This is a genomic window from Halorubrum sp. 2020YC2, assembly GCF_018623055.1.
Lineage (GTDB): Archaea > Halobacteriota > Halobacteria > Halobacteriales > Haloferacaceae > Halorubrum.
In genome coordinates, this window is the sequence record NZ_CP076019.1 from 2,499,568 (window position 1) to 2,520,233 (window position 20,666).

The 20,666-nt window shown below is 70.6% G+C and carries 17 protein-coding genes and 2 pseudogenes; 13 read left to right on the forward strand and 6 right to left on the reverse strand.

What is annotated here, in order from left to right:
• Nucleotides 1-48 precede the first annotated feature (48 nt).
• Entirely contained in the window at nucleotides 49-1,035 is a 987-nt protein-coding gene (locus KI388_RS12585; RefSeq protein WP_215086952.1) for a tyrosine--tRNA ligase, read from the forward strand.
• An 8-nt stretch (nucleotides 1,036-1,043) separates the two neighbouring features.
• On the opposite strand, the gene KI388_RS12590 is transcribed toward KI388_RS12585, so the two are convergent.
• Entirely contained in the window at nucleotides 1,044-1,811 is a 768-nt protein-coding gene (locus KI388_RS12590; protein ID WP_215086953.1) for a topoisomerase DNA-binding C4 zinc finger domain-containing protein, read from the reverse strand.
• A gap of 412 nt (nucleotides 1,812-2,223) precedes the next feature.
• Nucleotides 2,224-4,566 carry a DEAD/DEAH box helicase gene (locus KI388_RS12595; RefSeq protein WP_215086954.1) on the reverse strand — a complete coding sequence of 781 codons (2,343 nt, stop codon included), beginning with the start codon at nucleotides 4,564-4,566 and terminating at the stop codon, nucleotides 2,224-2,226.
• Between the two features lie 205 nt (nucleotides 4,567-4,771).
• Here KI388_RS12595 and KI388_RS12600 point away from each other — a divergent pair, with 205 nt between their 5' ends.
• The 8 genes from KI388_RS12600 to KI388_RS12635 all read left to right on the forward strand — a co-directional run bounded on the left by KI388_RS12600 (nucleotide 4,772) and on the right by KI388_RS12635 (nucleotide 12,794).
• Nucleotides 4,772-5,134 carry a hypothetical protein gene (locus KI388_RS12600; RefSeq protein WP_215086955.1) on the forward strand — a complete coding sequence of 121 codons (363 nt, stop codon included), beginning with the start codon at nucleotides 4,772-4,774 and terminating at the stop codon, nucleotides 5,132-5,134.
• Between the two features lie 113 nt (nucleotides 5,135-5,247).
• Nucleotides 5,248-8,919: an LAGLIDADG family homing endonuclease gene (locus KI388_RS12605; protein WP_215086956.1), complete on the forward strand. Its 3,672-nt coding sequence runs from the start codon at nucleotides 5,248-5,250 to the stop codon at nucleotides 8,917-8,919.
• Nucleotides 8,920-9,201, forward strand: a complete 282-nt coding sequence (locus tag KI388_RS12610; protein ID WP_215086957.1) for a hypothetical protein — start codon at nucleotides 8,920-8,922, stop codon at nucleotides 9,199-9,201.
• Between the two features lie 106 nt (nucleotides 9,202-9,307).
• Complete coding sequence (locus tag KI388_RS12615; protein ID WP_215086958.1) at nucleotides 9,308-9,646, forward strand: hypothetical protein; 339 nt, start codon at nucleotides 9,308-9,310, stop codon at nucleotides 9,644-9,646.
• 11 nt (nucleotides 9,647-9,657) lie between these two features.
• Nucleotides 9,658-10,467, forward strand: a complete 810-nt coding sequence (locus KI388_RS12620) for a hypothetical protein (RefSeq protein ID WP_215086959.1) — start codon at nucleotides 9,658-9,660, stop codon at nucleotides 10,465-10,467.
• 24 nt (nucleotides 10,468-10,491) lie between these two features.
• On the forward strand, nucleotides 10,492-11,361 hold the full coding sequence (locus KI388_RS12625) for a hypothetical protein (RefSeq protein WP_215086960.1): 870 nt from the start codon (nucleotides 10,492-10,494) through the stop codon (nucleotides 11,359-11,361).
• The gene (locus tag KI388_RS12630) at nucleotides 11,358-12,008 is read left to right on the forward strand and encodes a chromosome partitioning protein ParA (protein WP_215086961.1); all 651 of its coding nucleotides are present in this window, start codon (nucleotides 11,358-11,360) and stop codon (nucleotides 12,006-12,008) included. Before KI388_RS12625 ends, KI388_RS12630 begins: the two co-directional genes overlap by 4 nt.
• 87 nt (nucleotides 12,009-12,095) lie before the next feature.
• On the forward strand, nucleotides 12,096-12,794 hold the full coding sequence (locus KI388_RS12635; RefSeq protein WP_215086962.1) for a peptidase: 699 nt from the start codon (nucleotides 12,096-12,098) through the stop codon (nucleotides 12,792-12,794).
• Nucleotides 12,795-12,824: 30 nt separating this feature from the next.
• Here the strand turns inward: KI388_RS12635 and KI388_RS12640 are convergent, their stop codons facing one another.
• Nucleotides 12,825-13,130, reverse strand: coding sequence for a HalOD1 output domain-containing protein (locus KI388_RS12640; protein WP_215086963.1), 306 nt, complete (start codon nucleotides 13,128-13,130; stop codon nucleotides 12,825-12,827).
• A gap of 121 nt (nucleotides 13,131-13,251) precedes the next feature.
• On the opposite strand from KI388_RS12640, the gene KI388_RS12645 reads away from it, so the two are divergent.
• From KI388_RS12645 to KI388_RS12655, 3 genes are all read left to right on the forward strand, one after another.
• Nucleotides 13,252-14,781: a phenylalanine--tRNA ligase subunit alpha gene (locus tag KI388_RS12645; protein WP_215086964.1), complete on the forward strand. Its 1,530-nt coding sequence runs from the start codon at nucleotides 13,252-13,254 to the stop codon at nucleotides 14,779-14,781.
• Nucleotides 14,781-16,547 (forward strand): phenylalanine--tRNA ligase subunit beta, encoded by a 1,767-nt coding sequence (gene pheT, locus KI388_RS12650; protein ID WP_215086965.1) that lies wholly within the window; start codon nucleotides 14,781-14,783, stop codon nucleotides 16,545-16,547. The genes KI388_RS12645 and pheT overlap by 1 nt, the downstream gene beginning before the upstream one ends.
• A 123-nt stretch (nucleotides 16,548-16,670) precedes the next feature.
• Nucleotides 16,671-16,826, forward strand: coding sequence for a hypothetical protein (locus tag KI388_RS12655; protein ID WP_215086966.1), 156 nt, complete (start codon nucleotides 16,671-16,673; stop codon nucleotides 16,824-16,826).
• Between the two features lie 12 nt (nucleotides 16,827-16,838).
• On the opposite strand, the gene KI388_RS12660 is transcribed toward KI388_RS12655, so the two are convergent.
• Nucleotides 16,839-17,057, reverse strand: coding sequence for a DUF2892 domain-containing protein (locus tag KI388_RS12660; RefSeq protein ID WP_215086967.1), 219 nt, complete (start codon nucleotides 17,055-17,057; stop codon nucleotides 16,839-16,841).
• A 134-nt stretch (nucleotides 17,058-17,191) separates the two neighbouring features.
• Between KI388_RS12660 and KI388_RS12665 the strand changes: the two genes are divergently transcribed.
• Nucleotides 17,192-17,800 carry a hypothetical protein gene (locus KI388_RS12665; RefSeq protein WP_215086968.1) on the forward strand — a complete coding sequence of 203 codons (609 nt, stop codon included), beginning with the start codon at nucleotides 17,192-17,194 and terminating at the stop codon, nucleotides 17,798-17,800.
• Nucleotides 17,801-17,822: 22 nt separating this feature from the next.
• Here KI388_RS12665 and KI388_RS12670 read toward each other — a convergent pair.
• Together KI388_RS12670 and KI388_RS12675 are read right to left on the reverse strand one after the other, a co-directional pair.
• Nucleotides 17,823-18,826, reverse strand: a pseudogene (locus KI388_RS12670) (Gfo/Idh/MocA family oxidoreductase).
• Between the two features lie 583 nt (nucleotides 18,827-19,409).
• Nucleotides 19,410-20,650, reverse strand: a pseudogene (locus tag KI388_RS12675) (carotenoid oxygenase family protein); the annotation flags it as partial.
• Between the last annotated feature and the right edge of the window lie 16 nt (nucleotides 20,651-20,666).

Sequence of the window (20,666 nt, forward strand, 5' to 3'; positions counted from 1 at the left end):
TCGGCACGCATCCAGAAGTCATATGTCCGGTAACGCACACTCAGAGGTATGGACGCTCACGAGCTGATCACCCGGAACGCGGCCGAGGTGGTCACCGAGGCGGAGATCGAGGCGCTGGCCGACGACCCCGAAGGCAAGCGGGCGTACGTCGGCTACGAGCCCTCGGGCGTGCTCCACATCGGTCACATGCTCACCGCGAACAAGCTCATCGACCTCCAGGAGGCCGGCTTCGAGGTGACCGTCCTCTTGGCCGACGTACACGCCTACCTCAACGACAAGGGGTCGTTCGAGGAGATCCGCCACACCGCGGAGCGCATGCGCGATCAGTTCATCGCCTACGGGCTCGACGAGTCGAACACCCAGTTCGTGCTCGGCTCGGACTTCCAGCTGGACGACGACTACACCCTCGATCTGCACGCCCTAGAGCTGGAGACCACGCTCGCGCGGGCCGAGCGCGCGATGGCCGAGATCAGCTCGGGCGACTCGGTGAAGGTGTCGCAGGCCGTCTACCCGCTGATGCAGGCGCTCGACATCCCGTACCTCGGCGTCGACCTCGCGGTCGGCGGGATGGAGCAGCGGAAGGTCCACATGCTCGCGCGCGACGTGCTGCCGAGCATCGACCGCGGGCCGCCGACGAGCCTCCACACGCCGCTGATCGCGGATCTGGGCACCGGCCGCGGGAAGATGTCCTCCAGCGAGGGGGTCACCATCTCGATGGAGGACTCCCGCGAGGACATCGAGTCGAAGGTGAACGACGCCTACTGCCCGCCGACGGCCGACCCCGAGCCGACCGACGACGGCGCCGAGCGCGACAACCCCGTCCTTCAGGTGTTCGAGTACCACGTGTTCCCGCGGTTCGACGCGGTGACCGTCGAGCGGCCCGAGGAGTACGGCGGGAACTTAGAGTACGACGCCTACGACGACTTGGAGGCCGACTTGGAGTCCGGCGAGCTCCACCCCGCGGACGCGAAGGGCGCGCTCGCGGAGTACCTCGACCGCCTCATCGCGCCGGGGCGCCAGCAGCTCGCCGAGTAGGCCGGCCGTTACTCGGAGTTCGCCTTTGTATTCGCCGCGTGCCCGTCGACCGGGCAGGTCCCGTCCAGACAGCCCAGCCCGGCCGCCGTCTCGAAGACGGGGAGGCCGCAGTCGCACTCGTCGACGGCGACGCCCGCCGGGAACGAGAAGGTCGTCTCGCAGTCGGGGTGGTTCTCGCAGCCGAGGTAGACCCGGCCGGGCGCCGAGCGGACGCGGAGGTCGCCCCCGCAGTCGGGGCAGTCCCACGCCCGGTCGAACCGGTCGCTGACAGCCTCTTCCATCGGGTCGCACGCGGGGTCGAGACAGAGGTGAAACGGCTCGCCGCGCTCGACGCGGATCTTCGGCAGCCCGCAGTCGTCGCAGGTCGCGTCCGTCACGCTTGCGCCGGCCGGCAGCCCCCAGCGCGTCTCGCAGTCGAGACAGACCGCGTCGCCGCGCGAGCGCACGAGCGGTCCGCCGTCGTCCGGGCAGGTGCCGACCGGGACGCCCGCCTCGGTGACGGGGAGCGCCCGGCAGGCGGTCGCCTCCTCCGCCACGACCCGGAGCCGCCGGGAGCCGTCGCGGGCGGTGACGGTGAACCCGTCGCCGTCGCCCTCGACGACCACGCTCTCGGGCCGGGTGAGCCACGCGACGGGCTGGTAGCCGTCGGCGTCGTGAACGAGCGTCGTGTCGTCGGGTTTGATCAGGACGACGACGCGCCCGCGGTGGGTGCGGGTGCGGTCGCCGCGGTCGGTCACTACGCAGTCGCCGGCGAGCACGCGGAGTCGTTGCGGCATGGGACGGGTGGCCGCGGTATGGGTGAAAAGCGGTCGTTACGGGGGTTTATGTAGGATACGGGGCGGGTCGCGGTGACTGCTGACGATGCGACGAGGTGGCGAATCGCTCTAGCGTCCTGAACGCTCTCTTATAAACGAACGGTCGGAAATCGACGGCGAGCACCTCCAAAGCCCCAGCCGCGAGGACGGCGCACGCTCGCTGCGCGCTTCGGTCGTTCGCTCCGCTCACTCCCTCTAGTGCTTACATCACCTGCGCCGTCCTCGCGGCTGCCCCTTTGAGTCCCACCCCGCACGGCAACCGCACCTCACGCCTCCCCAGCCTCGCGGCTCCCTACGGTCGCCGCGTCCCTCGCGCGTGCGACTCGCGCCCTTCGGGCGCTCGTCGGCACGCGCCACGGCCCCGTAAGTATCCTTACTCCACCCGAACCGTCCGCGTCGCCGTAACGGGCAGCAGCGGGAGGTCCGGGAAGACGACCTCGACGGTGAACTCCAGTTCGTCGGCGTCGGGCGGACCGAACACGCCGACCGGGACCGTCGTCTCCCCGTCGAGGTACGTCGTCGTCGCGGTCATCTCCACGTCGTTGACGGTGACCCGGATCCCCGCGCGGGCGCTCCCGGAGACGGCGGCTACGGCGACCTCGCACATCTCGTTTTCCCCGACCGCGATGGTCTCGGGGAAGTCACCCCAGTCGACGTCGATCCGGGGGCAGTCGCGGGCGGCGTCGACGATCCGCTCCGCGACGGAGTCGCTCATGCCGGCGTGTTCGAGTTCCGTCGCGCCGGCGTCGACCACGTCGGCGGGCGAGGTGAGGCCGGCGTCCGCGAGGCGCTCGGCGCGGCCGGAGCCGACCCCCTCGATCGCCGTGAGCGCGACCGCCTCGCGGGAGACGCCGTGCTCGACGCGCGCCTCGACGCGGCGGGCGAGGTTGGCGGCGCGCGGGCCGGCGAAGCGGTCGAGGAACTCCGCGAGCGCGGCGAGCAGGCGCAGCGCGTTCTGGCGGATCACCCACGCGTCCGAGCGCAGGTCGCCGGGTATCGAGTCGGCCATCCCCGCGAGCAGGATGGCGAACACCTTGCGGTGGCCGTCTTCGAGGTCGGTGTCGCGCCCGTCGAGGATCCGGTCGATCGCGTCCGACTCGGCCGACCGCGCCGAGACCGAGTCGAACTCGCCGGCGGAGGCGACGGTCTCTAACACCGAATCGACCGTCAGCGTCTCGCGGTCCGCGAGGCGTCGGAAGCGGCGCGCGGTGTCCAGACGGAGGTAGTACTTCGAGGCGAGCCGGCCGAGGGCGGTCGGCTCGATGGCGAGGTCGTCGTCGGCCGCGACGAACCCGTCGTCGACGAGCGATTCGAGCGTGTCGCGCACGCGGTCGCGGAGCGTCGAGAAGTCGTACTGCTCCGGCTGGGACTGCGCCCGGACGTAGTAGAAGGTGGTCTCCAACCACGCCATCACGTCCTCTAGCCCGCGGATCGTCCCCATCGCTATCTCGGCGTTGAGGTGCGACTCGAGGTCGGCGGCGAGCCGCGACTCGATCTCTTTGCCCTCGCGCAGCAGTTTGCGGTACCTGTCGGCGTCCGCGCGGTCGCAGACCACCCAGCCGTACCCCACGTCGTCGTACTCGGGTCGACCGGCGCGCCCGAGCATCTGGAGCACGTCCAGCGGCGAGATGTCCGTCTCCCCCTCCAGCGGGTCGTGGTACTTCGTGTCGCGGATGACGACGCAGCGCGCCGGGAGGTTCACCCCCCACGCGAGCGTGGAGGTCGAGAAGAGGAACTTGATCTTCCCCTGCTTGAACCACTCCTCGACGCGGTCGCGGTCGTCCTTCCCCAGCCCGGCGTGGTGGAAGCCGACGCCGTCGGTGACCGACTGGCGGAGCGTGTCGTTGGTCAGCTCCTTCGCCTCGTTGTGGAAGCCGTAGTCGTCCCGGGAGTCGATCGGGATGTCGCGCTCGGTTATCTCGTCGCGCGCCTTCTTGGCCGCCTGGACCGTGTCCTGCCGCGAGGAGACGAACACCAAGGCCTGCCCGTCCTCGCGGACGTGCGGCTCGGCCAAGTCGAGCGCGCGGTAGAGCCGCCGGTACTTGTCCGCGAACGCGTTCGACCCGTGCGAGTACGTCTTCACGCCGGTCTCTAACTCGACCGGGCGGTACTCGTCCCCGAAGGCGTAGGTCGTCTCCGCGGGCGCGTCCAGCCACTCCGCCACGTCGTCGACGTTCGGCATCGTGGCCGAGAGCGCGACGACGCGGGGGTCCTGAAGTCGTCTGAGCCGCGAGACTGTCACCTCCAGCACCGCGCCGCGCTTCTCGGAGTCGAGCAGGTGGACCTCGTCGATGACGACGCAGTCCACGTCGGTGATAAACGAATAGCGCGCGGAATCGTGTTTCCGCGTCGCGCTGTCGGCCTTCTCGGGGGTCGTCACCAGCACGTCCGCGCGCTCCGCGCGGCGCGGGTTCAGGTCGCGTTCGCCGGAGACGACGTACACGGAGTAGCCGAGCTCCTCGAAGCGCTCCCACTCGCTCTCCTTCTCGTTCGTGAGCGCGCGCAGCGGGGCGATAAACAGCGCGGTGCCGCCCGCCGCGAGCGTCTTACAGATGGCGAGTTCGGCCAGCGCCGTCTTGCCGGAGGCCGTCGGCGCCGACGCGACCACGTTGTGGTCGGTCTCTAAGACGCCCGGCAGCGCCTCCCGTTGCATCCGGTTGAACTCGTCGAACCCGAAGGCGTCGGCGAACTCCGGCACCGCGTCCGCGACCTTCACGGCACACCACACCCGTGCGCGAGTCGTCGGGAACCGCGGCTGTGTCGCATCGGATCGAGAGGGGGGCTTCGAGGGCAAAGGCGTTTCTCATGCGGGCGCGGGGCGATCGGCCCGTGAGCGAACTGCGGTCGCGGCCGGTCCGACGGCCGGGCTGTCGCCGTCGGAGACCCACATCGTTTAGACGACCGCGGTCGACCGCACGGGTATGATCCCCTCGTCGCCGGTCGTGATCGGTGTCGCGGTCGCGGTCGCGCTGCTCGCGCTGTTCGTGCTCGTCCGCCGCCTCCGCGGTCCGTCGGCGGAGGCGCGAGAGTCGAAGCGCGCCCACGAGGCGGCCCAGGAGCGCGACGCGCCCGTCGAGATCGGCGAGACGTACGAGTTCGGCGTGACGGAGCTGACCGACCACCACTCAGGCTCGGAGGTCGCCGTCGGGAAGGTCGAGGGGTTCGTCGTCTTCACCGAGGACATCCCCGGCGGACTCGAACCCGGCGACGTGATCCGCGCGAAGGTGCTCTCGTTCAACGAGGGTCGCACCTCCGCGGACGCGACGTTCGTCGGGCGCGCGTAGACGAGGCGAGGCGGCCGTCGAACCGGCGTCGCGTCCGCCGTCGCGCCCGAACGCCAGACCAGGTCCACCCCGACCCGGAGGTTCATACGTGACGGCGACGAAGAGGCGTCGCAATGGCTCAGGCCGGCACCCAGGACCTCACGGAGCGGTTCATTCAGTTCTATCGCAACTACTACCGCGAGGAGATCGGCACCCTCGCACAGCGGTATCCCAACGAGCAGCGCTCGCTGTACGTCTCCTACGACGACCTCTTTCAGTTCGACCGCGACCTCGCTGAGGACTTCCTCAACAAGCCCGAGCAGATGCGCGAGTACGCCGAGGAGGCCCTGCGGCTCTACGACCTCCCCGCCGACGTCAGCCTCGGCCGCGCGCACGTCCGCATCGAGGACCTCCCCGAGAGCGTCGATATCCGGGGAATTCGCGTCCACGACGACCACATCAGCAAGCTCGTCTCGGTTCAGGGGATCGTCCGGAAGGCCACCGACGTGCGCCCGAAGGTGACCGAGGCCGCCTTCGAGTGCCAGCGCTGCGGCACGATGACGTACATCCCGCAGTCCGACGGCGGCTTTCAAGAGCCCCACGAGTGTCAGGGCTGCGAGCGACAGGGTCCATTCCGGGTGAACTTCGACCAGTCCGAGTTCGTCGACTCCCAGAAGCTCCGGATTCAGGAGTCGCCCGAGGGGCTGCGCGGCGGCGAGACGCCCCAGTCGCTCGACGTCGACATCGTCGACGACATCACCGGCGAGGTGAGCCCCGGCGACCACGTCACCTGCGTCGGGGTCCTCCACATCGAGCAGGTCGAGCAGGGCAACGAGAAGTCCGCCATCTTCGACCTGTACATGGACGGCGTCTCCATCGCCATCGAGGACGAGGAGTTCGAGGACATGGACATCACCGAGGCAGACAAACGCGACATCATCGAGCTCTCCGAGCGCGACGACATCTACGAGGCGATGGTCGGCTCCATCGCCCCCGCAATCTACGGCTACGAGGAGGAGAAGCTCGCGATGATCCTCCAGCTGTTCTCCGGCGTCACGAAGCATCTCCCGGACGGCTCGCGAATTCGAGGGGACCTCCACATGCTCCTTATTGGCGACCCGGGAACGGGTAAATCTCAGATGATTTCATACGTAGAAAACATCGCGCCCCGCTCGGTGTACACCTCCGGGAAGGGGTCGTCCGCGGCGGGGTTATGCGTTACCGGAGACACGAAGATACACACGTCAGACGGATTCCTTCCGATTCGTGAGATCGCGACGGAGTACCATCCAGAACCGGTCGAATCAGAGACGAGTGCCGACGCAGAACACGATCTCTACACCTTCGACCGGGCATCTGGACGTATCGAACTCACCGAGAGTTCTCACGCTTGGCGAATGCCGGAGAAACCATGTCGCCGGATCGAGACGGCACACGGGAAGAACTTGGAAGCCTCCGTCAACACGCCCGTTCTCGTCTGCGGCGAGAACGGAATCGAGTGGCGACCGATCTCGGACGTTGAGACCGGTGACCACGTCGGAGTACCGAAATACGTCGATATCGACCGCTCATCTCCGCCAGTCCGCGAATACATCGAACTCACGGAGGAGAAAATCAAGCCCACGGACGAGTCTATCGAGGTCCTACGCACCGAACTCATCGAAGAGTTCGGAACGCTCCGCGACGCCGCAGCCGAACTCGGTCTCTCTGAGGACTTCGTGTACGATACGCTTTCGAACCGACATATTCCGCTGGATAAATTGAACACAGTTCTCACGGCGACCGGTACCGGTATCGGTGAAATCGATATCGATCATGTGATGATCCACCATGGTGAGGAAGTTACCATTCCCGATGAGTTCGACGCAGATCTACTATACCTGATTGGGCTCGTCTTCGGGGACGGTGACGTAATGGTTTCTCGCCGCGGAGGGAACCGCGGTCGTGTCCGCATCTCGAACTCCGACGAGGAGCTGCTGGAACGTGCCGCAAACATCTTCGAGACGAAGTTCGGCAAGTCCGTCGATATCGAGTATCAGGATGATCGTGTCCCCTGTGTTCGACTTCACAGTGCAACGGTTGCTCGTTTCTTCAGCAACGTCGGCGTCGAATCGCCAAAGGACGATATCGCCCTCGATCCGAATCTCACAACCGCCGAACACGCCGACGCCTTCCTACGAGGCCTGTTCGACGCTGACGGATCCGTGTGTGGACGCGATAACGGGGGATCCAGTGTTCAGTTTTCGACCGTGTGTGGCGAGCTTGCCGAGCAGGTCCAGCTGATGTTGGAAACGTACGGTGTACGGTCTCGGATGCGCGAGCGCGATCGACGTGGGACTTACGAACGTGCCGACGGTCACGAGATCGAGTCGACATCGATACAGACGCATCTAGCGATATACGGGAAAGAACTCGACTTATTCGCCGACCAGGTCGGATTCCGGTCGACGGAAAAGTCCGCCGCACTAGATGAGATCGTTCACGACGCACCTCGGCGTGGTGAACTTCTGCCCGTGGGTAGCACCCTCGCTCGTACCGACGGGGGCGCAGGTAGGTACTGGCAGAACCTAAACCGAGGAGACGATCCGAGTCGCGAGCGGACACTTTCGATGATCGATGACCTCGATCTCGGCGCTGTCGGCTCCGTCGTAGAGGAGGTAGCCAAGGCGAATCTTGTCTGGGACGAGGTCGTCGACGCCGAGAACACAGGAGAAAAAGAAGTGTTCGATCTGACGGTTCCAGACACGCACAACTTTCTCGGAAACGGACTCGTGACACACAATACCGCCGCGGCCGTCCGCGACGACTTCGGCGACGGCCAACAGTGGTCGCTCGAAGCCGGCGCGCTCGTCCTCGCGGACAAGGGAATTGCGGCAGTTGACGAGCTGGATAAAATGGATTCGTCTGATAGGTCGGCAATGCATGAAGGCCTGGAACAACAGAAGATCTCCGTCTCGAAGGCGGGGATCAACGCCACCCTCAAGGCCCGCTGCTCGCTGCTCGGCGCAGCGAACCCGAAGTACGGTCGGTTCGACCAGTACGAGCCGATCGGCGAGCAGATCGACCTCGAACCCGCGCTCATCTCGCGGTTCGACCTCATCTTCACGGTGACGGACAGCCCGGACCCGGAACACGACTCCCGGCTGGCGCAACACATCATCAAGACGAACTACGCCGGCGAGCTGAACACTCAGCGCGAGGAGCTGGCCAGCTCCGAGTTCACGTCGGAGCAGGTGGCCGAGGTGACCGAGGAGGTCGCGCCGGAGATCGACGCGGAGCTGCTCCGAAAGTACGTCGCCCACGCGAAGCGGTCGTGTTACCCGACGATGACCGACGAGGCGAAGGAGGTGATAGAGGAGTTCTACGTCGACCTGCGCTCGAAGGGCGCGGACGAGGACGCGCCGGTGCCGGTCACCGCCCGGAAGCTGGAGGCGATGGTGCGGCTCTCAGAGGCCAGCGCGCGGGTCCGCCTCTCGGACACCGTCGAGCGCGAGGACGCCGACCGCGCGACCGACATCGTCGAGTCGTGTCTCAAGGACATCGGCGTCGACCCGGAGACGGGGCAGTTCGACGCCGACGTGGTCGAGACGGGCACCTCGAAGAGCCAGCGCGACCGCATCAAGAACATCAAGGGCCTCATCGCGGACATCGAGGAGGAGTACCAGGAGGGGGCGCCCGTCGACGAGGTGCTCGACCGCGCGGGCGAGATTGGGATGGACCCGGGGAAGGCCGAGCAGGAGATCGAGAAGCTCCGGACGAAGGGAGAGGTGTACGAGCCCAAGCAGGGCCACCTGCGGACGACGTAGATGGACCGCATCTCCGCGATACGGAACGTCGAGGACGCGCTCCGCGAGTTCGAGAACGGCGAGGCCGACCTCGCGGCCACCGAGCTGCGCGTCGCGGCCGTGTTACGGACGTACGCCACGGAGTTCGACGGCGACGGCGACGTGTACCGCGCGGACGGCGACGACCCCGTCGACGGGACCGTGGTCGTCGCGCCCTCCGAGCCGGCCGCGCGCGAGCGCGTGATCGCGGCGAGCGGCGTCGACGCGGACGACCGGCCGACGTTCGACGTCGAGCGGTTCTGAGTTCGGATCTCCGGGCCGCGAGCGCGGAGTCGATCCGCCGTCGCTGAAGCCGACTGAAACGTTCCGGTCCGGAACGGATAAATTCCAATATCGACCACCCGCGGGCGTGCTGCTGGTCGTGACGTACTCGGCGGCCGCCCGAACCGCGCTCCGGAACCTGTGTCGCCGCCACGAGTCGGTCGTCTCCCGTCGGTTCGGGCGGGCCGCGCTGTTCGACGAGACGGTGTACGCCGCGTTCCTCGCGCTGCGGCTGCGGGAGTCGCACGGCGGTGACGTCCAGATAGAGCGCACCGAGCCGTTCAACGAGTTCGTCGCCGTCGACGAGCCGGTTCGAGAGGCCGCCGCGGCCTACGCGGACCGGTCCGCGAAGTCGACGCCGTACGCCGCCTTCGCCGCGGGGACGAGGCATCCGGACCCGGACGCCATGCGCGGCCGAGAGCTGTGACCGGGCCGAGGATGACGCCGTCGGGGGCCGACCGCGAGGCCGGGGGCGGCGGAGCCGACGAGGAGAGGGGGTCCGTCGGCGTCGAGGGACCGCCGGAGCCGAGCGCGGTGCTCGGACGGCTCCCGACCGACGCGGGACTGCGGCGGCAGCTCGCGGCGGCCGCGCGCTCGCGGGGACGGACCGCGTCGGTCGCGGCGGAGATCGACGAGATCGAGTCGGAGCTGGCGGCGATCGAGGTCGAACCCGTCGACCTGAGCGAGCCGCGGCGGCGGGTAGCCGAGACGACCGGCGAGATAGAGCGGCTGAAAGAGCGGGTCGCGGCGCTGCGCGGCGACGCCCGGGCGCGTCGGGCGGTCGACGCCGAGGCGGACGAGACGCTCGACGACTTGGAGGCGGCCGCCGCCGAGCTGTCGGCCGCGCAGACGGAGGCGATCGCCGCCGAACAGGCGCTCGAACGCGCGCGAGCGGAGGCGGCCCGGAACCGCGACGAGCGGCGGCGACGGCTGCGGCTCCGCGACCGGCTTCGGAACCGGCGCCGCGACGCGCGGCGCGAACTCGCGGCGTCGGTGTACCCGGAGTTCCGGCGCGCGCTCGCGGTCGTGCCGGGCGGGGATCCGAGCGCGGCCGGAGCGGAGCCGGGGGCGTACGACGGGGACCCCGTCGCGGCGTCGCTCGCGGCGGTCAGGGTCGCGGCGCTCGACGGCCCCGTCGAACTGCTCGGCGACGCGGCGCGAGCCGTCGAGGCGGCGGAGCGGAGCGCGGGGTCGCTGCTCCGGAGCGTAGGCGTCCGGGTCGGGGGCCCGTCCCGTCCCGACTCTTAAATACGATTCCGCGGGACCCGGCGTATGGAACTCGACTGGTCCGTCGAGCGCGAGGGGGACGCGTCGCTCGTCGGCTTCCGGGTGCGCAACGACGGAGCGGTCCCGCGACGGGTCCGGATCGAGAGCCGGCTGGACGGCCCCGTCCTCCCGCCGCGGCGGGGCGGCGTCCCCGAGCTGGGGTGGGACGCGGCGGGCGCGACGGCGGTGATCGGCCCCGGCGAGCGCGAGGCGTTCGGGTTCGCCGCGCTCGCGGAACCAGCCGAGCCGCCGGTCGAACTCGTCGACGTCGAGCCCGTGACGGCCAACGTGGGCGCCGACTCGGCAGACAAATCCGGCGAAACACTCGCGCGGGCGGCGGTGCGGGACCTCGGGTCACACCGTCCACCGCGGCGGGCGGTCGCGGGGGCGGAGGCGGTCGACCGCGGCGGAGAGCGGCGCCCCGGTGACGGGGCAGCGGCCGATCCGGAGGGAGACGCGACCGCTCAGGGCGAAAGCGAGAGCGACGGCGACGACGACGAGGATGACGACGCGAGAGAGAGCGAACCGGGGGTCGGGAGCGACGCGGAGGGAGTCGGATCGACGAGCGGGAGCGACGCGGGTCGGTCGGCGGCCGCCGGTCCGGCACCGAGCGCGGCGACCCCCGCCGAGGTCGACGCGTGGCTCGCGGCCGTCGAGGCGCGGATCGAACGGGCGGAGCGGTTGACCGACGCCGACCTCGCGACGGCGACCGCCGCCGTCGAGGAGGCCGGCGGCCTCGACGCGGTCGACGGACTCGACGAGCGGGTCGCGGCCGACGCCGAGCGCCTGAAGGCGGTCCGCGACCGTGCCGCGGCGCTGGCGGAGCGCGCCGAGGAGAGCGATGTGCCCGCGGAGGCGCTGGAGGCGCTGGCGTGATCCTCGCGGTCGCGGGCGGGAAGGGCGGCGTCGGGAAGACGACGCTCGCGTACAACGTCGCCGCCGAACTCGACGGCGTCGTCGTCGACGCGGACCTCGGAATGGCGGACCTCCCGGACGGGCGCGGCCCGGACCTCCACGACGTGCTCGCGGGCGCGGCGGACCCGACCGAGACGGTCCGGCCCGGCCCGGTCGACATCGTCCCGTGCGGGCGGACGCTGGCCGGCGCGCGCGCGGCCGACCTGACGCGGTTGGAGGGGGCGGTCGCCGCGGTCGAGCGCGAGTTCGGGACCGTCGTCCTCGACTGTCCAGCGGGGCGCCGCGCCGACGCCGGCGTGCCGCTCGCGGTCGCGGACGCCTGCCTGCTCGTCGTCTCGCCGCGGGCGTTCGCGCTGGCCGACGCGATCCGGACCCGCGAGCTCGCCCGCGAACTCGACGCCGGCTTGGTCGGCTGCGCGGTCAACCGCGTGACCGAGCCGCCGCCGGTCGACCCGATCGGTGACGCGCTCGGCGCGCCCGTCGAGGTCGTCCCGGCCGACCCCCGTGTCGGCCGGTCTGTCGCGGCGGAGCGGCCGGTCGTCGACGCCGCCCCCGACAGCGAGGCCGCGGCGGCGGTGCGGTCGCTCGCCCGGCGGGTTCCGGAGTAGGTCAAAGGGGCGAGACCCGGTTCTCGCCTCCCCGGGCGCGCCGCGACATCGGGCCTTTTTACCCCGGTCGTGCCGTCAGCGAGAGCCATGTTCAGGGTCGCGCTCGTCGTCGGCGTCGCCGTCGTCGCCGCGCTCGCGGTCGCCGTCGGACCGCTGTACGCGGCCGACCGCTTCCGCGACCTCCGGGACCCGACGGACGCGGAGCGCGCGCAGATCGCGGCGCTGGCGGACCCGGGCGGACTCGACGCGGACCGGATCGCGATCGAATCCGCCGGAGAAGGGAGCGACGACGCGGGCGACGGGGACGGAGCGGCGGCCGCTGGTCCCGCGGAGGTGGCGGTCCGGGGGCCGCCCCGCCGCCGGGTGCTGTTCCTCTCCGAGGACGTGCTGACGGACCTCGACGAGGACGTCGCAGTCGGGCTGTTCGCGGCGGAGGCCGGCCGCGTGGCGACGTACTACGCCGAGTTCCGAGCTGTCGCGGTCGGCGGCGTGCTGGCGCTGCTGGCGGCGGTCGTCACGACGCTCGTCCCGTTCGGGTCGGGGTTCGCCGCCGTCATCGCCGTGGGGCTCGTCGCCTTCTGGGCCGGCCGCCGGGTCCAGTACGCGGCGGACGCCCGCGCCGCGGACGCGGTCGGCGCCGACCGGGTCGCGGACGCGTTCGAGCGCGTCGCGGCGCGCCGCGGCGTCGAGCCGGCGACCGGGGACTGGTCGACGTGGTTCGAGGTCCAGCCGCCGCTGGGCGACCGGATCGCGCGGCTCCGCGAGCGGGCGGCCGACGAGGAGTAGCGAGCGGGGAGGAGGAGCCGAACCGACGGCTCAGTTCCGCGAGCGCCGAGCGACGGCGGAGTCGGGACCGACGCGGACGTCGTACCCCGGGAGAGTGAGCGAGACGTCAACGTCGGCGTCGCGTCGGCCGGCGACGAGCGCGTTCAGCGCGTCGGGGTCGACGTGGTCGTACAGCACCACTCCCGTTTCGTGCAGGTCGCTGGGGTCGACGCCGGCGAGGTCGGCGACCGCCTCGACGACGGCGAGGCTCGGGGACGGACCGTCGCCGCCGTGCGGGACGCGGACCGTCTCTGGCGCCGATCCGGTGTCACTCGTGTCAGCCGTGATACCGCTCATACACCACGGTTACCGGACCGAGTGATAAACCGGTCGTTCAATTTATCAGAAACGATTCCGCCGGGGCGTCCCGGTCCCGGAACCGTTACCAATCAGCCGCACGCGTGTAGAGACAACTCGAATGCAACTTCCGGAACGACAGCTCGCGGTCCTCGAAGCCGCGAGCGCGACGGACGAGCGAACGGTGGCGGAGATAGCCGCTGAGACCGGTCTGAAGCCCGAGACGGTCGCCGGCGCGGCCTTCGATCTGGCCGACGAGGACCTCGTCGAGGTCGGGTCGGTGACCGACGAGACGTTCGAGGTCACCGACGAGGGGCGGCGGTACGTCGACGACGGACTGCCGGAGACCCGGCTCTACCGCGCCGGCGTCGACGCCGGCGCCGACGCCGAGCCGGTCTCGATGGGCGCGGTCATCGGCGAGGCCGACCTCGACGGCCCCGAGGTGGACATCGCCCTGGCGAACTTCGCGCGCAAGGGCTTCGGCAGCGTCGAGGGCGGCGAGCTTTCCGTCGACCCGGACGCCGACCTCGACGCTGACCCAGAGGCGACGGCGCTCGCGGCGCTCGCGGACGCCGGCGAGGAGGGTCTCGACGCCGGCGACCTCGACGTCGACGAGGCGGTGATCGGACAGCTGGACTCCCGCGGGCTGCTCGCGGTCGGCGAGTCGGTCACCCGGACGGTCCGGCTCACCGACGACGGCGTCGACGCGCTGATGACCGGCGTGGAGGCGACCGAGACGGTCGGGGCGCTCACGCCCGAACTGCTCGCCAGCGGCGAGTGGCGAGACGTCGAGTTCGCTGAGTACAACGTCGAGGCCGAGGCGGAGACGGCCCGCGGCGGCCGCAAGCACGTCCTCCGGCGGACCGCCGACCGCGTGAAGGACGTGCTGGTCGGCATGGGGTTTCAGGAGATGGAGGGCCCCCACGCCGACGCCGACTTCTGGATCAACGACTGCCTGTTCATGCCGCAGGACCACCCGGCGCGGACCCACTGGGACCGGTTCGCGCTCGACGTGGACCCGATGGAGGCGATTCCGGCGGAGCTGATCGACCGCGTCGAGTCCGCGCACCGCGACGGCTGGGGCGAGGACGGCGACGGCTACCACTCGCCGTGGTCCGAGGAGTTCGCCCGCGAGGTCGCGCTCCGCGGCCACACCACGTCGCTGTCGATGCGCTACCTCTCCGGGGCCGCGGGCGCCGAACTGGAGCCCCCGCAGCGCTACTTCTCCGTCGAGAAGGTGTACCGCAACGACACGCTCGACCCGACGCACCTCCTCGAGTTCTTCCAGATCGAGGGGTGGGTGATGGCCGAGGACCTCTCGGTGCGCGACCTGATGGGCACCTTCGAGGAGTTCTACCGCCAGTTCGGCATCACGGACATCCGGTTCAAACCGCACTACAACCCCTACACCGAGCCCTCCTTCGAGCTGTTCGGGGAACACCCGGAGACGGGCGAGGAGATCGAGATCGGCAACTCCGGCGTCTTCCGCGAGGAGGTCACCGGCCCGCTCGGCGTCGACTGCGACGTGATGGCGTGGGGGCTCGCCCTCGAACGCCTCGCGATGCTGACGACCGGCGCGGAGGACATCCGCGACCTCCACGGGACCTTGGCCGACATCGACTTCCTGCGGAACGCGGAGGTGAGCTACTGATGCCCGTCGTCGACGTCGACCCGGAGGAGCTCCGCGAGCTCACCGGCCACGAGGAGAAGAGCGACGAGGAGCTGAAAGACGACCTGTTCGGGCTCGGCCTGGAGTTCGAAGGCGAGACCGACGGCGGCATGTACCAGTTCGAGTTCGCGCCCGACCGGCTCGACCGCCTGAGCGTCGAGGGTGTCGCGCGCTCGCTGCGCTACCACTACGGCGACGCCCGCGGCGTCTACGTGCCGAACACGAACGACCCCGAGTGGAGCATCGAGGTCGACGAGTCGGTCCCCGACGAGCGCCCGTACGTCACCGGCGCGGTGGTCCGCGGCCTCGACCTCGACGAGGCGGCACTGGAGTCGTTGATCCAGCTCCAAGAGAAGCTCCACGCGACGATGGGGCGCGGTCGAGCCAAGGGCGCCATCGGGATCCACGACCTCGCGATGGTGAAGGGGGCGCCGCTTCAGGAGGGCGCGGAGCCGTCGGTCACCTACCGCGGCGTCGACCCCGACGGCGAGACGTTCGTCCCGCTCGATTCGAACGACGAACTGACTCCCAACGAGGTCTTGGCGGAACACGACACGGGGACGACCTACGCCGACCTCGTCGAGGGCCTGGACCGCTATCCCGCCATCTACGACGAGCTCGGGCTGTTCTCGTTCCCGCCGGTGATCAACGGGAAGCGCACCGAGGTGACGACCGGCTCCCGCGAGCTGCTCGTCGAGCTGACCGGCACCGACCAGTGGACGATCGACAGGATGTGTACGATTATCTGTTACGCCCTGTCGGCCCGCGGCGCGACGATCGAGGCGGTCGAGGTGAACTACGCCGACGGCGCGACGCACCCGAGCGAGTACGGTTCCGAACTCGTCCGCCCGAACCTCGACGTCGACGAGAAGTCGGTTTCACACGACCGGATCGAGACGCTGCTCGGCGTCGACTTCGAGCCGGAGGAAGTCGTCGACTGCTTCGAGCGCGCCGGTCTCGACGCCTCCTACACGCTCGACGAAGACGTGACCTACGAGGTGGAGATTCCGCCGTACCGCGTCGACGTGCTCCACCCGCTCGACCTCGTCGACGACGTGGGGCGCGCGTACGGCTTCGACGAGTTGGAGCCGCGCTACCCCGACGTGGGCACCGTCGGCGGGCGCCACGAGCGCTCGCGGCTGGAGGACGCGGTCCGGACGAGCCTCGTCGGGCTCGGCTTCGAAGACCTGCTGAACTTCCACATGACGAGCGGGACCGAGAACTACGACCGGATGCGGGTCGAACCGGGCACCGGCGGCGCCGCGGTCGCGGCCGACGAGGACGGCGTCTTCGGCGGCGGCGACCCCGTCGAGATCACGGAGCCGTACAGCGAGGAGTACACCCAGCTTCGCACGTGGGCGCTCCCCTCGCTCGTCATGCTGTTGGAGCGGAACACGCACAACGCCTACCCGCAGGACGTCGCGGAGGTGGGATTCGTGGCCGAACGCGACGACGACGCGGACACGAACGTTGCCGAGTCCCGGCACGTCGCGGGCGCGGTCGCCCGCCGCGACGCCTCCTACGAGGCCGCGAAGGGGCGGCTTCAGGCGCTCTGTGACGACTTCGACGCCGACCTGAAGACGCCGCGGACCGACCACCCGACGTTCATCGAGGGGCGCGCCGCCGACGTCGTCGTCGACGGCGAGCGCGTCGGCGTGGTTGGCGAACTCCACCCCGCGGTGCTCGTCGAACACGACCTCGAGGTGCCGGTCGCCGCCTTCGAGTTCGACCTCGACGCGCTGCGGTAGCCCGCGCGTCGGGGTCGATCGTGGGCGGGCGGCGGAACTTCCGTTTCGTCGGTTCCGTAACGGATTATCACGGTTATGGTCGGGAGCAGAAGACATATATTCGTCTTGGCGCTGTGGCCGGGCATGAACTGCGAGAGATGTGGTATCGACGCCTCGCTCACCCACCGAGACATCGACGGCTTCGCGTACTACCTGTGTGACGCCTGTATTAGCGCGTGGGACGCGGTTCGGTCCCCGTCGCCGGAGTCCGGCGACGGGAACCGCTCGCCGGCGCGGTAGGCGATCGGCGCGTCAGTCGACCGGGCAGCGGTCGATCCCGAGGACGCGGTACAGGAGACACCGCCGGGTCGCCCCCTCGACTATCAGCACCGCGGCGGCGACGGCGAGTCCGAACGCGGAGACCACGGGCACGCTGACCGTCCCGGTCGCGGCGAGGACCGCGAGGGCGGCGACCGCGACGCCGCCGGCGATCCGCGCGACCGCGTCAAGCCGTCCGACGTTTCGTTTCACGGTCCGGAGGTACGGCCGCGAGGCGTAAAACGCTGAGGTGACGCGCCGGCGGTCGCCCCGCGGCTCCGCCGGTCGACGCGGTGTCGACCGCGGTCAGGCACAGATGTATGCTGGTGGCCAGCGCACGGGATCGCATGACGGACACGGACGCGGCGGCCGAGGTGACGGAGTGGGACGGCGGCTTCAGCTGGATCGCGGACCCGGACGAGGACGCCCGCCGGGCGAGCCACGCGCTGGCGACGGAGACCGGAGTGTGGGTCGTAGACCCCGTCGACGCCGACGGGATAGACGACCGGCTCCGCGAGGCGGGCGACGTGGCCGGCGTCGTCGTTCTTCAGGACCGTCACACGCGCGACACGGCGGCGCTGGCGCGCAGACACGACGTCGCGGTGTCGGTCCCCGAGCGGATGTCGCTGACCCGCGAGAAGCTGGACGCGGAGGCGACGGACGCCGAGGCGGCGCTCGCGGAGACGGGGTACGAGGTGCGCGAGCTACGCCGGGACGACGAGTGGGAGGAGGCCGCGCTGTGGAGCGAGGTGACGGGGACCCTCGTCGTGCCGGAGACGCTGGGGACGCTGCCGGCGTTCCGCGACGGCGACGACGCGCTCGGCGTCCACCCGGCCGTGGCGGATCCGCCGGGACGGCTCGCGGGGGTGGAGCCGGACCGCGTGCTCGTCGGCCACGGGTCGAGCCTCCACGAGGCGGCGACGGAGGCGCTCGCCGCGGTGCTGGGGCGCGACTGAGACGCGGCACCGATCGCCCCGATCAGAGGTCGACGGGACCGCCGTGGGCGGCGCTTTGGGCGAGGGCGTCGATTGTTCGCATGTTCTCGACGGCCTCGGTCCCGTCGGTCAGGGGAGCGGTTCCGTCGGCGACGCGGGCGGCGAACCGCTGGACCTGAAGCCGGTACTGGTCGACCGGGGGGAACGTCTCGACGCCGTGCCGGCCGTCGACCTCGTACGTCAGTTCCACCGGCTCGTCGCTCGGGCGTCGAACGCCCGCTCGACCTCGACCCACCCGTTCGTCGCGTCGATCCGGTACCGCTGGACGAGCTGGGTGTCGAACCCGGCGGCGACCCGCGCGGACCGCCCGTCGTCGTACGCCAGCACGCCCGCGAGTTCGGTATCGACCCCGGCGTCGCGCGTGTCGCCGGCGTGGGCGTACGCCCGGTCGGGCATGCCGAGGACGGCCCGGGCCAGCGAGACGGGGTAGCAGCCGACGTCCATCAGCGATCCGCCGGCGAGGTCGGGGTCGAGCCGCACGTCGTCGGGGCGGTCGTACAGCGGGAAGCGGAACGTCGCCGTCACCGAGCGCACGTCGTCCAGCTCGGTCGCCGCGAGCGCGAGCGCGCGCTCGGTGCGCGGGTGGTAGCGGTACATGAACGCCTCCACCAGCGTGACGCCCCGCTCGTCGCAGTAGGCGACCACGTCGCGCGCCTCGTCGGCGTCCGCGGCCAACGGCTTCTCGCAGAGGACGTGTAATCCGGCGTCCGCGGCGCGTTTCGTCCACTCGGCGTGGCGTCCGTTGGGGAGCGGGACGTACACCGCGTCGAGCGCGTCGTCGTCGAGCAGGGTCTCGTAGGAGCCGTAGCTGCGGGGGATCGAGTGCTCGGTCGCGAACCGCTCGGCGCGGGCCGCGTCCCGCGACGCCACCGCGCCGACGGCGTGGTCGCTCGCGGCGATCGCCGGGATCAGCGCGGTGCGGGCGATAGACGCGGTGCCGAGGACGCCGAATTCGAGCCGCTCAGTTGCCGCCGACCGTGATTCCATGGGCGCGCCGACGCGCTCCCGGGAAAAGTCGTTTGGTGTGGCGGCCGGCGCCCCGCCGCGTCCCGACCCGTCGCAGCCGGGCGGCGCGCTCGGCGGGGAACCCCCGCGCCGGTGGAATTAATCGGGTGGGCGCCGAGGTACCCGTGTGACCGACCGACACGCGTCGCGGTTCCTGACCGCGTCGACCGCCGCCTGCGTCGCCGCGTGCGCCGTGGCCACCGTCCTCCCCCCGCTGCTCGGCGCCTCGACCGCCTTCACCGGAGCGTCAGTTCGAGCGGCGTCCTCGGGCTGGTGTTCGCGGTCCGAAACCTCCAGCTGCTGCGGGCGGCGGAGACGCCAAGCCTCCCGCCGGCCGTTCTGACGACCGTGTTCGGCGGCTGGTTCATGCTCGCGCGCCGCTCCTGTACCCCGACGTGGGGTTCCTGCCGACCGCCGGCACGCAGCTGGCCGGGACGGTGATCGCGACCTTCGGCCTGTACGTGGTCGTCGCCGGGATCACTACCGAGTGACGTGCCGCACCGCGTCCGCGACGGCCGGGGGCGCGAACCGGGCGACGGCGACCGCGGTCACTCCGCGGGGCCGCGCGCAGCTCCGGGAAGTACCGGCCGTGGAAGTCGAACGGCGCCGCGTGCGGCAGCGTCGCGCGCGCCCGCTCGGCGAACGTCTCGCCGTCGAGGACCAGCAGCCGGGACCGGTCGGCGTCGACGTCGAGCGCGACGGTGAGCACGACGCCGTCGTCCTCGCGCTCGCCGTCGGGCGCGGGGACGAACAGCGGCTCGCCGAAGTAGTCGCCGCCGCCGTCGAACGTCCGGGCCGTCCCCGTCTCCGCGTCGATCTTCACGACGCGGCGAGCCCACTCCGTGACGGGCGCGTCCATCCCCATCGCGTACACGTAGCGGTGGGACCGACACCAGCGCGCCGGCGACGACGTGGGCAGCGCCGACCCGCCGTCGAACAGCGGCTCGCGGGTCACCGTCGCGTCTCCGGGACCGTATCGACGGGCGCCCTCTGACGACCCGAGGTCGACGGTGAACCGCTCGACCCGCCCGACGAGCGCGCCCATCTCGCCGGCGCGGACGTTCTCCAGGTACAAGGAGTCGATCGTCGTCGCGTCCGGGACGGTCTCTAAGTCGAAGACGACCTCCGTCCCGCCGGCCCGCTCGAAGGCGTTCACGTGGTGGAACCCGAAGACGGGGTCGGTCGTCGGCTCGGCGACGACCGCGCCGGTGGTGCGGTCGACGACGACGATCCGGGTGCCGCGGTCCGGCTCCCACTCGAACTGCTCGATGAACGCCGGCTGGCGCCCGGGCTTGAGGAACCGGCGCGGGTCGAGCCGGAGCGGGAACTCGGTCAACACGACGTACCGCGGCGTGAGCGCGAAGCTGTGCATGTACGCCGGCTTCTCGGTCGGGACGGTCGCGACGTGTCTCCGGTCGCCGCCCGGCGTCCACGCGGTGACGTGGTACCGGCTGGTGCGGCCGAACTCGGTGTCGACCGTGAGCAGCGCCCCGGTCGCCGGGTCCCGCTTGAAGTGGGCACAGGAGAGCTGGCCGCTCGGGGCGTCGCCCTCGCGGTCGACCGGCCCGGTCGTCGCCAGCGCGCTCGGGTCGAACTCGACGCCGCGGGGCGACTCGGTGAGCGCGAGGTAGCTGTCGCCGACCCGCTCGGCGACGATGTTCGCGTTGTCGTACGGCGCCGTCAGGAACCCCGCCAGCCGCGAGCGGAGCGTGGTCTCGCCGTGGCGAACCCGCCCTCGAACTCGCCGGCACGGGCCGCCTCGTAGGCGTCGGTGCGGAGGAAGCGGTTCCGGTAGTGGACCGCGTCGCCGTCGGTCCGGCCC